Origin of the sequence: Sporosarcina sp. FSL K6-5500, from assembly GCF_038005665.1 — a bacterium.
Lineage (GTDB): Bacteria > Bacillota > Bacilli > Bacillales_A > Planococcaceae > Sporosarcina > Sporosarcina psychrophila.
On sequence record NZ_JBBOTP010000001.1, the window covers coordinates 453,185 to 466,172 of the forward strand.

The 12,988-nt window shown below is 37.2% G+C and carries 12 protein-coding genes and 1 pseudogene; 2 read left to right on the plus strand and 11 right to left on the minus strand.

From position 1 onward, the window contains the following. The 6 genes from aepX to MKX62_RS02135 form a co-directional block, all read right to left on the minus strand. Positions 1–1,596 carry a phosphoenolpyruvate mutase gene (gene aepX, locus MKX62_RS02110; protein ID WP_340740538.1) on the minus strand — a complete coding sequence of 532 codons (1,596 nt, stop codon included), beginning with the start codon at positions 1,594–1,596 and terminating at the stop codon, positions 1–3. A gap of 134 nt (positions 1,597–1,730) precedes the next feature. Beyond that, complete coding sequence (locus MKX62_RS02115; protein WP_340740539.1) at positions 1,731–2,624, minus strand: LicD family protein; 894 nt, start codon at positions 2,622–2,624, stop codon at positions 1,731–1,733. Between the two features lie 181 nt (positions 2,625–2,805). Continuing rightward, a complete protein-coding gene (locus MKX62_RS02120) occupies positions 2,806–3,750 on the minus strand; it encodes a DapH/DapD/GlmU-related protein (protein WP_340740540.1) in 945 nt (314 codons plus the stop codon). A 62-nt stretch (positions 3,751–3,812) separates the two neighbouring features. After that, positions 3,813–6,839 carry a 6-hydroxymethylpterin diphosphokinase MptE-like protein gene (locus tag MKX62_RS02125; protein WP_340740541.1) on the minus strand — a complete coding sequence of 1,009 codons (3,027 nt, stop codon included), beginning with the start codon at positions 6,837–6,839 and terminating at the stop codon, positions 3,813–3,815. A gap of 26 nt (positions 6,840–6,865) precedes the next feature. Then, entirely contained in the window at positions 6,866–7,828 is a 963-nt protein-coding gene (pseB, locus tag MKX62_RS02130) for a UDP-N-acetylglucosamine 4,6-dehydratase (inverting) (protein ID WP_340740542.1), read from the minus strand. An 81-nt stretch (positions 7,829–7,909) separates the two neighbouring features. Then, positions 7,910–8,512, minus strand: coding sequence for a hypothetical protein (locus MKX62_RS02135; RefSeq protein WP_340740543.1), 603 nt, complete (start codon positions 8,510–8,512; stop codon positions 7,910–7,912). 360 nt (positions 8,513–8,872) lie between these two features. On the opposite strand from MKX62_RS02135, the gene MKX62_RS02140 reads away from it, so the two are divergent. Together MKX62_RS02140 and MKX62_RS02145 are read left to right on the plus strand one after the other, a co-directional pair. After that, a complete protein-coding gene (locus MKX62_RS02140; protein WP_340740544.1) occupies positions 8,873–9,229 on the plus strand; it encodes a hypothetical protein in 357 nt (118 codons plus the stop codon). Between the two features lie 237 nt (positions 9,230–9,466). Continuing rightward, positions 9,467–9,787, plus strand: coding sequence for a hypothetical protein (locus MKX62_RS02145; protein ID WP_340740545.1), 321 nt, complete (start codon positions 9,467–9,469; stop codon positions 9,785–9,787). A gap of 86 nt (positions 9,788–9,873) precedes the next feature. Here the strand turns inward: MKX62_RS02145 and MKX62_RS02150 are convergent. The 5 genes and pseudogenes from MKX62_RS02150 to MKX62_RS02170 all read right to left on the minus strand — a co-directional run. Further along, positions 9,874–9,987 (minus strand): annotated as a pseudogene (locus tag MKX62_RS02150) (flagellin); the annotation flags it as partial. 342 nt (positions 9,988–10,329) lie between these two features. Beyond that, positions 10,330–11,139 carry a flagellin N-terminal helical domain-containing protein gene (locus MKX62_RS02155; protein WP_340740546.1) on the minus strand — a complete coding sequence of 270 codons (810 nt, stop codon included), beginning with the start codon at positions 11,137–11,139 and terminating at the stop codon, positions 10,330–10,332. A 283-nt stretch (positions 11,140–11,422) separates the two neighbouring features. Continuing rightward, positions 11,423–11,644 (minus strand): carbon storage regulator CsrA, encoded by a 222-nt coding sequence (gene csrA / locus MKX62_RS02160; protein ID WP_340740547.1) that lies wholly within the window; start codon positions 11,642–11,644, stop codon positions 11,423–11,425. 3 nt (positions 11,645–11,647) lie between these two features. After that, positions 11,648–12,097 (minus strand): flagellar assembly protein FliW, encoded by a 450-nt coding sequence (gene fliW / locus MKX62_RS02165; RefSeq protein ID WP_340740548.1) that lies wholly within the window; start codon positions 12,095–12,097, stop codon positions 11,648–11,650. Positions 12,098–12,335: 238 nt separating this feature from the next. Beyond that, a complete protein-coding gene (locus MKX62_RS02170) occupies positions 12,336–12,890 on the minus strand; it encodes a DUF6470 family protein (protein WP_340740549.1) in 555 nt (184 codons plus the stop codon). Between the last annotated feature and the right edge of the window lie 98 nt (positions 12,891–12,988).

Sequence of the window (12,988 nt, forward strand, 5' to 3'; positions counted from 1 at the left end):
TTACAGTTCACCTGCTTTTTGGAGATCCATTATATTATCAATATCCAACCATGAGCCTCTAATATAATTCACATGTACAGCATGATTCTCTGTTAAATAATTAAATAGATCACTCAATCTTAAGTTATGGAACTCATTATTCTTAGCAAGTTCATGAATTGCATTTCGAACAATCTCTGCACCCTTTTTATTTACTTTCCATAGACCAATAAATTCTCCATGAATTTCTGAAGTACTTAAATTTGTAGACATTGTATTTAAGTGAGATATTTGCTCAAATTGTTTTCTATCATAAGCAGAGTCAGTTGATACGAAGTCAGTATACTCACCTGTTTGTTCAACATCACAATCAACTATTAAAACAATATCATTTTTATTATTTAGCAATTCATTTAACACATATGTTTTAAATAATATATCCCCATAGGAAATAACAGTTTCATCCCCGACTTTATCCAAAGCTAAAGAAAGTGAATATAATTCTTTTGATTTATCATGAATGTCATTGTCAATAAATTTCGTGTTTTCGGGATTAATCAATTCTTTTCCATGTCCTCTAACGACAGATATATCTTTAATACCCATTTGATTGAACTCATCAATCAACGAATGAAGAATTGGTTTTCCATTTACTTTCAACATCGTTTTAGGCAAATGCTCCGTTAACTTCCCAAACTCTTTTCCTTGTGATGCAGCTAAAATTATTGCATTTACGTTTTGTCCATAAGTAGGTAAATACTTTTTCTCTGCTTCTTTTAACTCATCTGCGCCTTGCAATTCAAAAATATGTCCTACGGTGGATACTTTTCCTTCAACATTCACTAAACTTTGATTCTCATAGATTTCTTTTGATACACTTTCCATTGCAGTGATAGCTGCTCTCACATTGTGATTCGCCCATATAACTGTACTAACACCCCATTCCTTAAATTGATCTGTAGGCGTTGAATAATACTTCGTTGGAACAATGATTACAGGATGGCGATCATTCCATGCTTCCATAAATGCTTTTATTTCCGAAGCATTAGATTTCTTACTATGCATTAAAATAGCATCCGCACCGGCTTGACGATAAGCTTCGGCTCTTCTAAGCGCCTCATCTAATCCCCAGCCTGCAATGAAAGCTTCTACCCGTGCAACTATGACAAAGTCTGGATCCTGTTGCGCGTCTTTTGCTGCTTTTATTTTCCCACAAAACTCATCGACATCTGCAAGTGGTTGTGTCTCTCCACCAATGAAAGAGTTAGTTTTCGGGAATAATTTATCTTCAATACATACACCGGCGATTCCCCGTTGCTCAAGCTTTCTAACAAGGCGTCTCATATTATTAAAGTTACCGTACCCTGTATCACCATCAAGCAAAATAGGAATGGTTGTTGCATCACTCATAAATTCTATTACTTCCAGAACCTGCGTCCAAGAAGCCTCATTATTATCGCGTACCCCTAATGCTGCAGAAATGGATAATCCACTTCCCCATATCCCTTTAAAACCTGCATTTTCGACAATTTTCGCCGAAAGCCCATTATGAGCCTCCATTAGAAATTCTAAATTTCCAGATTGAATCATTTGTTTTAGTTGTGTTGTTTTTTTCATCATTTTTGCTCCTCGTGTTTTAGTAGTATGAGTTCTTCACATTGGAATTTCCAGTTATCACGGACAGCTAAAATGTTTCACAGGAAATAAAAACCTTTTAGCTTACAGTATCGAGAAATTTTTACTGTGATAGGTTAACAAATTATTTCTCTAAAAGATACAACCTTATCTTTAAAAGCTAGTGGATAATCTTCAAAACTTGTATTTATTTTAGGAGTTTTCCAATCTCCGTAAGTAAATTCTAAATAAGATTCATACTCAAAAGGAACACTTATTTTTTCTCCCCAAAAATCTATTTTCTGTTGTTGCTCGAAATGATATTTAGGCGAACAATTCATAGATTGCACTGCAAATTCATCTTTTATTGTTACGACACCAATATTAATCTGAAATTTCCTAATCACTTTATTGCCATTAGTTGCAAAAGATATTCCTATATTTATTGGTTCTTTTCTGATTTTATCATGCGTAACATGAACTTTACATTCTATATCTTTATCGATTTCAAAATCCTTAATATTATTCCTAAACAAAGAAACTACTTCATCATAATCATTCATTAATATAGAAAGATCAATATCATCATCCCAAGATATTAAATCCCCTTCTCTAACAATCCCTAAGAGAGTACCAAAATCAGCAAAATATTTAATGTTATTTCCCGAAAAAACTTTTGTTACTCTCAATAAACTTTTCCTAGCAAACTTCATTGTTTCTTCATCTTCAAAAGGTCTATAAGAGGATTTCAATAGCCCTTTGGGAGCCATCTTTACTTTAGACGGGTTAATTCCCACTTCATTCAATAACTGATGCTTTATTTCTTTGTAAAATACACTTGCAATTACAATATAATCATAATCATATTCCACCATATATTCGGGAGCTATGATTGAAATTTGCTCCAAAGTGGTACCTTGTTTATTCTTATCATTATCAACAAAAGCAAGAATCTCATAGTCTATTTGTTTTTCTTTGTAATTTCTCCCTCCTTCACTAGCACCAAAAACAATCACTTTTTCTTTTTCCATTTATATCAAACCTCTCTAAATACCCACTAAAGTATTAAATTTATTATATATTCTATATTCAGATGCCCGATATGTCATATATCGCTAGACTGTCTATCTAACGCAACTGCTCAATAGCTTTTTCATGTTACTTATAGATGAACAATTTATTCTTTATACTTTATCCTTTTCAATTACCCCCCTAATAATCTGCGTGTTCCAGAAAAAACTTATCGTTATTAATAAAAAGCTTAGCATTCTTTTTAATAGTCTCATCATTCCAATCCCACCACTGTATTTTATTCAACAAAGTGATTTGTTCATTAGAAAACCTATAACGCAAAACTTTTGCGGGCACCCCAACTACGATTGCATAGTCAGGGACATCTTTTGTTACAACCGCACCTGCACCGATAATTGCCCCATTTCCAATATTTACTGATGGAAGTATAATAGCACCCGATCCAATCCAAACGTCATTACCTATCTTCACCTTTCCATTGTTAGCAATCTTGGTAGGATCCATTACATCTTCATCATCTAAAATCCCAGTGATTTTTTCCGCACCTGACAATTGATTCTTTTTTCGGTAGAGAAATGCATGAGTCGATATATATTCCGTCGGATGATTAATGTTGCTTATTTCAGCAGTGCGGTTTATTGAAGTAAATGCCCCAATACTCTTAACCAAACTTCCCGAATAACAGAACTTTTTATACCCATAAGTATATTTTCCGACTTCAACACCGTTAATCACTTTGTTTTGTTTTGTTAAAAGTTGCGATTCATACTTCTTATTAATTTCTTGAATGGTATTTAAGCTCGGGAAAAAGTCCACCATTTCAATATAGCCCATTTTTTTCAGTTGCCCAGATATTTCTTTATAATAATCACTTGCAATAAGTATTTTAACATCGTGTTTTTTTGGTAATAAAACCTTTGTCGGATTTTCAATCGGGCTAGTTCCAAAAAAAGTTCCCCATTTATCTTTATTTTTATCCACAATTTTTATGGATTTATAGCCCATTTGTGTGAGCGCAAAATAGGTAAGCTTCCCCCCTTTACCTGAACCAAATATTACGATGTTATTATTTAAAAGAGATTTTCCATAATCCATTATCGTAGTAATTATTCTATCTAAAATCATATTTTTCCCACTACCCTATGATTAAATTTACTTATTAGGTTTCAAGGTATCTAGTAAGTAGATTAGAACATTTCTATTTCGCCAATAGCCAAAAACTCAGGATCTCCATTATTACTTGAAATTGAAATCCTATATTCTTTATAGGCAATCTCATTAGATATAGTAAAGTGTTTCTTCCTATTGTTTATCCAATCAGTTACCTCAGTTCTTTCATCCAAGACAATCCAATTCTCTCCATTCCAGCCTTGGAAAACCCAATCTTTTGGCATTCTTTTCAAAGTATCGACGTTACCGTATCTTTCTTGGTTTACCATGGTATAAGAGTTTAATATAGTCGGTGATGTAAACTCAAATCCAATCCAACCATGTGTTATACCTTTCTCTGTTGCCCACGCATTTACCAGTCCAGTTGTCTTTTTATTAAATGCCTTGTTAGCAGACCAACAATTATTATGATTAACATGATACGAACTACATGAAGCTCTTCCATTTGCTGATTCATTAGCTTCCATTAAAGGTATAACATTCAGTGTAATCCGCTTCCTAACTTGATTTATCATCAAGTCAACCTGACTGATTCCCAAATTTTTATTACAAACAAACTTTGAATTACCACTATGTTCTTCAAATACTTTTATTAAAAAAAAATCTGTATTCCTAAAAGTTGTTTGAAAAGACATAGGATGAACTGTTTCTTCTCCGATATTTATTATTGGTACCATCTCATCATTAACAACATTAGGTATATGACAACGAATTCGTTTCCCAACTTCTAATTCATCGACAGACGTAACTTCATCAACATGATAAATTCGGCCATCTGGGTTAATCTTTATACCTTGAAATGCAATCTTTTCATCTGTTGTAAGCACAATTGAAACATCATGGATTGTATTAGATAGTGCATTTATTTCAAAGACAGTTTGATGAAGATTCGGTGGTGTACCATTTTTAATTTGTCTATTCTTTGTTGTGAACATTCTTTCGATTCCATCGATGGTGATTTTTATTTTACTTGCGAAATCCGCATGAGTTGCCGCAAGTAGTTGGAGTTTTGTTCCCTGGAACCTAAAAGAGACTTTCGATGCGCTTGTTTTACTCATTGTGCTAATTGTTTTATTAATTTCCCGAATCGCTTTGCCACTACTGAAGTCGTCAAATGTCATTGTTTCACATTCCCAATCTCCTTCATAATGAAAGACGCCATCATTATGTTTATACACTTTCCAGTCTGTTGACTGCTCCAAAAGTTTTGGGTGCATTGTTTCTTTTACATGCACAACCATTTCACTAAAAGTCTCTTGAACCATTCTTAAATAGAGCATGTTTGATGAAGTAATAATATCGATTTTCTTTACTTGCTCTTCTACATAACTTTTACGAATCGTTTTATTTAGTTGTTCGAATTCTCGCTGTAGAATTGAAGCAATAAAACATGAATAAAAATCGTTTTTGATGAGGCGGTCAAACTGTTTATCAAAATCTATGAACAGCTTATTAATTTTTTGTGCTTTATCCGTTCTCTTTAAACCATCTAAACGCTGCAAGATCGTCCGACATGCATCAAATAATGCATACATTTTATCAATGGAAAGCTCCAATTTCAGAACTTGTTTCACCGTATTGTCGGTAGGATCTTTTTGTTCGCTTACAAACCAATTCTCATTAACTTTTGCCGATTTGAGCCGTTCTTTTATAACTTGCTCAATCGGTTCAAAAGGTGCTCCTTTAATAGCTGCTCCACCTTTTGTTGTGTTAATTACTTGTATTTGAGAATTCATTTCTAAGTGAAACTCAATATCTTTTTTCATATTAATGAGGCTTGCATTTGTATCGATAAGATTACCATAGACATCCTTTGTCGTCTGGATTACTTGCCCCTCTTTGTCTTCGCGAACTTGACCCTTCCACTGCCCATGTTCAATTCCTTCTGCATAATAACGATTTTCTTTAAATGCCAAGTTTTGTCCCGCTAAGAGAATTATTTCAGCCTCTAATAATTCTGCAACTTGAATAGCGATTAATGCAATAGTTGTTGAGTCATACACGTCATATTCATTCGCCTGTTTGTTTAAGTAATAATTCGTAACAGAATCAGATGAGTTTACAAGGTGAAATTTAGGGCCTTGATATACTTCAATTGTTTCAAACCCGACACTCGTTCCATAAATCATTGGAATATCTGTACGGCCTGAAGCGATAAGTTCTTTGAATACTTTCACGTTTCGAGGTTGCGGGTCATAGGTCAGTACAGCATCTGGTGTGATGTCGTAAGACAATAAGGCTTTATTTGCCGAGCCTACCGCAAATAGATAAGCAAGCCCATTGTCTTTAATATGCTTAAGTTGAGATAGATCTTCATATAGAGAAGGCCCTGCTGAAACAATGATAACTGGCTTTCCTCTAAAGTATATAGCCTTTTCTTTGATATTCTGTGTCGATAATGTCGTTGGTACATTCATTAAACTATTTAATACCCAGCGTTTTCCGAATGCTCCCGTTGCTACAACACTTGATTGTATCACTTTTAAAGCTTCTCTATAGTCTTTATAAAATTGATTAACTTCCTTTTCAAAAAGACGCTCATATGCAGGGAATACGACTACTGATGCATTCCCTTTTAATTGAAGTGAAAGTAAAGTAAGAAAGTTCCCTAATGAAACTTCCTCACTATGTATATAGAGGCTACTCATTTGATTGAACGGGAACTTATTTAAAGAACGGCTCTCTAAAAAACGAACAAAAATAGTTGGATTTGTTTCGATTAGCGTAAACTTTTTTTCGGGGTATTGCGACATTATTTCTTCAATATGATAGCCTAAACCTACTCCAAAAAAGATAATATGTTCTTTATCAGCAATTGAGTTTTCATAGTCTTTTGCAACCTTTTCTGATTCTTGAATTGGATTGTATTTACTGTGTAAAAATACATTCTTACCTTCTTGTTCAATTTCTAGCGTAGGGACACCCATTCTCGTATCTACGAGTAAATAGTTTTGAAAATCTACATTTCCAAGCTGCTGTTCTAGTTGTTGTATAAACGGCTGTAGTTTAGTTTCTATTCGCTTCGCATTTTCTTTGAAATTCATAACACCCTCCACTTTATATTTCCCCATCACTTGATTTGAATCATATTTTTTAATTGTTGTACGGTTAGCCATTGCTCGTTCGTCTCACTCGAATAGACAAATCCCTCCGAGACTTTATCACCCTTTTGTATTTTATTTCCCCACCAAGAAAATTCCGGAACAATTGTATAATAATCATCGAACTCAATTGTATGTCTTGCATCATCCTGTGTGATCATCACTTCATGTAATTTTTCTCCCGGACGAATTCCTACAATGTCAATTTCACATTCGGATCCAAATGCTTTCGCTAGATCCATAATATTCATACTTGGAATTTTAGGAACGAAAATTTCTCCGCCCTGCATTCTCTCTAGGCTATCGAGGACGAAGTCTACACCTTTATCGAGTGTAATCCAAAAACGTGTCATTCGTTCATCTGTCACGGGCAGTCTGCCTGTTTCCTTCATCTTAGCGAAAAAGGGAATAACACTTCCACGACTGCCGACAACATTTCCATAGCGTACTACGGAAAACTTTGTATGTTTCTCTCCAACATACGAATTAGCTGCGACGAAAAGTTTATCGGATGCTAATTTGGTTGCTCCATAAAGATTAACCGGCGCGGCTGCTTTATCGGTACTTAATGCAATGACTTTTTCAACACCACGGTCAATTGCCATTTCAATAACATTTTGAGCTCCGTAAATATTCGTTTTCACGGCTTCAAATGGATTGTATTCACAAGCCTCAACATGTTTCATCGCAGCTGCATGGATGACAATGTCAACGCCATCAAATGCACGACTAAGGCGCTCTTTATCCCGTACATCCCCAATAAAAAAGCGAATGCGTGAATCTTTGAATTCCTGCGCCATTTCATATTGTTTTAGTTCATCGCGACTGAAGACGATTACTTTTTTAATATTTTCTTCGAGTACTTTTCGGATGAATTTCTTGCCGAATGAGCCGGTCCCACCAGTTACTAATATCGTTTTATTTTTCAACATGTTTATTACACCGCATTTCTTCTAAAATAGAATCATCATTTTACTAATTTATGATTTTCGGATCTTAATACATTTGAATTATCAACTAAGATTATGGCGAGTTCCTACAGTATCTATGATTTTACCGATTTCTATTTCCACCGATTCAAATATTGGAATAAACTCGTATTGGATGATATCTGCGATGAGCACATTATCACTATTTTCTACTGCTTCAGAGAGGCTCACAATTTCAGCTTTCATTGACTCGGACAGTTCCATGCACCTATCCCACTCAGCGGGGCGTTCGTTACTATTATCAATAACTGCCAACATCCCATCAAGCCACTGAAGCCCCTCCATCAGTTGCCCGAAGCTAGTCCGCACCTCAGCTGTCGGATTCGAATAAACCCCCTCCGAAATGATTGAAAGCTCTGGTTTTGCACGCTGCAAGTAATCTTCTGTTGAAAGAAGAAGTTCATTCAAAAATTCCTTCCCCGTTTTTGCAATCACTTCAAGCTTTTCAATTCGATCAAGATTCATCGTTAAAAAATCTTCATGGTCTTCATAAACTTCATTGCCATCCGCAATGAAATGGCTAAAATAATAATTCTCGTTAAGTAGTTCATTTATTTTAGCAATGACTTCGTCCAGTGACGACGTCTTGTCAAATTCAAATTGCTGTTCCTGAAAATTCAACTTCACAGCTACATTCCTCCAATAATCTAATTATCTAATTATCTAATTATCTAAGCGTATCATATTCATACTCTTTATATCGGCTATAAAGTTATAGATTCCACTGAGAGTTTATGAGAAGTTAGTGAGTCATCAAAAACAAATAATTCCTTTCATATTATTTATTCAACCAGTAATTCCATTAGGTAAAATGATATAATAAGAATAAACGTTCGAAGGAAGTAATATGAATACTTCACTTGAAGCGCAACTGTACTATCGTGAATGAAAGGTCACCCCATTAGCACATTTCTTTAGGAGACCTTACAAGATGCATCAATCGAAAACCGTTTAAGATTAAACACTTAACAGGAGGGCGTGCAGATAATGTGTGAAGTTGATAACTTTTATAGTCTCATGTGTGGAAAGTTACTAGGTGATGGTGGTATTACAAAACAAATCCGAAGAAAGCCTCGATTTCAATTTATGCATCGAACAGAGGATTTCGGCTGGACAGACTACTGCTATAAGCAATTAAAAGATTTTATCCCCCTATCACCTCCCACTTATCGACAGGTTACGGATTCACGTCTAAAGAAAGGTTTTTCTGAAAGCTATGTTGTCCAATCTCAGACAGATGATCTGATTACAAACTTGTATACAATATGGTATCCAGCTGGAAAGAAAGTACTTCCCTTTGATTTTATTGAACAATCTTTGAATGAGGCCGCTTTAGCATGGTGATACCAGGACGATGGGCATTTAAAAATTGTAAATGGTGTTGTCAATAAGCTTATCCTGTCTACTAATAGCTTTTCCACGGAGGAAAATCGCTACTTAACGCAATTGCTCTTCGATAAATTCACACTTTGGTTTCGTACTGATGGTCAAAATCGGCTAATTCTCTATGACCAATTTCAATTCATCTATTTCCTACATCTTGTTTCTCCATGGTTACACCAATCTATGAGTAGAAAGGCAATGCCTGAACAACCATTACGTCCGATTGCAAAAAGGACTACCATTTACTTACCTGAAAGATTCATACTAGACAAACCGACATTCGAAATTAATGATAAGTTGAATACTCTTTGCACTTTTTTTCACCATTCTAATACGCTAGTCAGCGTTCCTGTTACCTTTGAAAAATTCAATCCATTCCTAGCAAAGAAAGAAAGTGTCACAGGTTACCAAATTGTCATTGATAAAAATCACAGAGAGACACTTGCGAGAATCCGGCAGCAAACGGGACTGACGATTAGCCAACTTGCTGAATACTGTTTTAGGAATGAAAAAATGTAATCTATAAACCGACCTAAATAAAGATGTATCTATATAAATTCAAAAAAACACGACCGATTGCTCGGACCGTGTTTTTATTATGCAGATTAACGAAGAAGTTGTAGAACTCCCTGAGGCTGCTGGTTTGCTTGTGCCAACATAGCTTGTGCTGCTTGAGTAAGGATGTTGTTCTTCGTGAACTCCATCATTTCTTTCGCCATCGTGCGAACATTTACTTTCATAAATGACTAGACTATATCTTCACCCTTCGATTTCTCGTTAGGGGTCGGGCGCTTCGGATTGATAAGTTTCTCATGCTTATCGTTCCTACGGATTTCATCACCATGGCTTGCGCTTTAGATGGTCTATCCTAGTCGTTGAACCTTCTCCACTCTTTCGAGACAGGAGCTTGGCTGCTGATTGCCCAATCTCTCTTCTTTTTGACCCGTCACATTTGCCGTTTCCAGCTGTGTTGTGGGGAAGAAAGCTTCAGGGGTTTCCAGCAATTCACCCGATCGTACTCACTAACCGTTACCAGTTAGGACGACTGTGTCTGTCACTGCTTAAGCAGCTAAGACATAATCCACGTCACGGATGCGTGATTCTGCAGCCGTTAGGTTTTCAGTTGACGCTCCAAGATTGTTGATTGTGTGCTCTAGGCGGTTTTGAACTGCCCCTAGGTTTGAACGGTTTTCTGAAACTGTGTTGATTGCATCTTGAACAATTTTCAAGTTCGCTTTCGCTATACCATTTGCTGTACCCATAGAGCCAGCAGCGGCGCCTGATCCTACTGGTCCTGCTGCTGTGACACCGAGCTTTTGTAACCCACCAGTGGCAGCGCCTGATCCTACTCCTGCTGTCCCTGTTAATCCCAATGCTTTAGCGCTATTATCAGTTAAAGTCAAATTAATGACTTCATCTTGGTTAGCTCCAACTTGCAATGTAATTCCATCAACAGAACCATTCAATAATTTTTTCGTATTAAATTGTGTTTGATTGGAAATGTCATCAATTTGTGCTGTTAGTGCTTCAATTTCGGATTGAATTTTTTTATTGTCATCATCCGTAAGTGTTTCGTTACCAGCTTTAGTATAAAGTTCAGACATACGTTGTAGCATTGCATGTGTTTCGTTCAATGCACCTTCAGCTGTTTGGATAAGTGAGATTCCGTCTTGTGCGTTTGTAGAAGCTTGCTCCATACCGCGGATTTGGTTACGCATTTTTTCAGAGATAGCAAGTCCTGCTGCGTCGTCTCCTGCACGGTTGATTTGAAGACCTGAAGATAGTTTCTCTAAGTTTTTTGACGCTTGTGCATTGTTAGAACCTAGTTGACGGTGCGTGTTAAGTGCTGCGATGTTGTGATTGATTCTCATGATTAATTTTCCTCCTTGAGTTGTGTTTGGTCCACATCCTTGTGAACCTACATTTTGGTTGTTGCTCGCGGAGTAAGAGCCGGCCGAACTCTTATCTGCCGCTTACTATAATTATATCGGATGAGTGGAGAGGATGTTTAGGGGAAGGTAAAAAAGTTTTTTTGATAAAGCGGTGTTAGCTGCCGGCACCGGATGTCCACTAGAAAACTCAAGGGTGCCAGGCGCTACCACAATTCGCAGAAGGACACGAATGGATGTCAGTGTCTGGCACCCCACAGGATTGTTATTTTTTCTTTGTGAGTTGTTCAAAAAGTGTAGCGTCAAGGGTTGTTGCTTCTGTGTTTGATTCGGAAATAGAAAGTACAAGCTCTCCGCGTAGGATGTCTATTGATTTTGGTGCTTCGATACCGATGCGGACGGTGTCGCCTTTCACTTCGAGTATGCGAATTTCGATGTCATCGCCAATTTTGATGGTTTCGTTTGATTTTCGAGAGAGTACGAGCATTCGTTACGCCTTCCCTTCTGTTGCTGTGACTTGGTTGCCGATTGGATGGCGCATGGAGAATGTAGTATTGTTTAGAATCATCTGTTTTGCTTTTTTCATCTTGGGTTCGAAAATGAGTGGTGCTTGTAAGTTAATGGTTGATGTTTCGAATGGTTGTTTTAATGAGAGAACGCCGAGAACGAAGACGTCTTGTTCTTGTTGGATATTTAGCAGGTCAATGGTTGGTTCGTCGACGTCGAATGAGTAGTTTTCGACAAGGGTGTATGGGTTGACGACAATGAAGGCGACATTGGGTGCTTGGGTTGATTGGAGAACTTGAAATGTACTGTTTCCCTCTATTGAAAGGAGTGCGAATTCTTTTTCGCCTTCAAAACCTGGGATGCCTTTTGGGAAGTTCCAGGTTTGATCGGATTGAATTTTGATTTCGCCGTGAAATTTTGTTTGGATGTGCATAGAGTTCGCTCCTTTTATGTAGTTCATATTGTTAGAGTAGCATTGTTTTAGAAATAACAAAAGACCAGCGTAGTTGCCGGTCTTTTAGACATTGTCGGGTGCTAGCATTGTGGAGATATGCCAGGCACCCATTCTCACTGTATAGGTTTTTTTCGATGCACCGCACTGCTAGGATACCTGGCATTGACTCCATTTGCGCTCTTCAAATTGTCGCAGTACTTGGCATCCCGTTATGAAATCACAATTTAACATCAATCTGAATAGATGGATATGGATTCATTTCGCCTGTTACTTTACCTTGTGTATAGTTGTGGATTGGTTTATTCATTTGGACATCGATAATTGTTTTTTGTGCTGTTGCTCGGATATTGGTCGTGCCAGGTTGGGCGGACATTTGGACATTTAAGCGATTACCAACGAAACTGATGCCAAGTTGTGCGGGTGGCGGTGTTGAGTTTTGTTTGGCAAGGTCTGCAATGACCTTGCCACCGTTTTCGATTCGCAGCATTTGCTGACCTTCTTGTGCCCGTCTAGCCGTACCTTCCGACGCCCCTTGTTTACCGAGTTGTTCATGTTCTTCGATCCGTCTTCTCACGCTTTTCATATCGATGTCAGCACGCGCTTCGGTTGTGTCAATGGAGAGCTGCGGTCTTGTTGTTGAGATTTCCAAGGTAGCGGCTGGTTGTTGTATGGTCATCGTCGGTCTTGGTTGTTCGATTTCTTGGATTGGTTCTGTAGTTTGCAATTCGAGTATGCCGCGTGTTGTTTGGATTTGAAGTTGTGGTATGTTCAATAGTGTCACCTTCTAATAGAAAGCGTTTGGAGGGTATCCAAACGCTTTCTGGGATTTTGTTATACAGTACCGGTGCCAGCAGCTGGCACCGAGGCGTG

What these genes read in the sequence shown, in the direction of transcription:
- csrA (WP_340740547.1), bottom strand. Translation starts at nt 11,644, where the DNA reads ATGCTCGTACTCTCTCGAAAATCAAACGAAACCATCAAAATTGGCGAT.
- MKX62_RS02155 (WP_340740546.1), bottom strand. Translation starts at nt 11,139, where the DNA reads ATGAGAATCAATCACAACATCGCAGCACTTAACACGCACCGTCAACTA.
- MKX62_RS02140 (WP_340740544.1), top strand. Translation starts at nt 8,873, where the DNA reads ATGTGTGAAGTTGATAACTTTTATAGTCTCATGTGTGGAAAGTTACTA.
- MKX62_RS02115 (WP_340740539.1), bottom strand. Translation starts at nt 2,624, where the DNA reads ATGGAAAAAGAAAAAGTGATTGTTTTTGGTGCTAGTGAAGGAGGGAGA.
- aepX (WP_340740538.1), bottom strand. Translation starts at nt 1,596, where the DNA reads ATGAAAAAAACAACACAACTAAAACAAATGATTCAATCTGGAAATTTA.
- MKX62_RS02120 (WP_340740540.1), bottom strand. Translation starts at nt 3,750, where the DNA reads ATGATTTTAGATAGAATAATTACTACGATAATGGATTATGGAAAATCT.
- fliW (WP_340740548.1), bottom strand. Translation starts at nt 12,097, where the DNA reads ATGCACATCCAAACAAAATTTCACGGCGAAATCAAAATTCAATCCGAT.
- MKX62_RS02145 (WP_340740545.1), top strand. Translation starts at nt 9,467, where the DNA reads ATGCCTGAACAACCATTACGTCCGATTGCAAAAAGGACTACCATTTAC.
- pseB (WP_340740542.1), bottom strand. Translation starts at nt 7,828, where the DNA reads ATGTTGAAAAATAAAACGATATTAGTAACTGGTGGGACCGGCTCATTC.
- MKX62_RS02125 (WP_340740541.1), bottom strand. Translation starts at nt 6,839, where the DNA reads ATGAATTTCAAAGAAAATGCGAAGCGAATAGAAACTAAACTACAGCCG.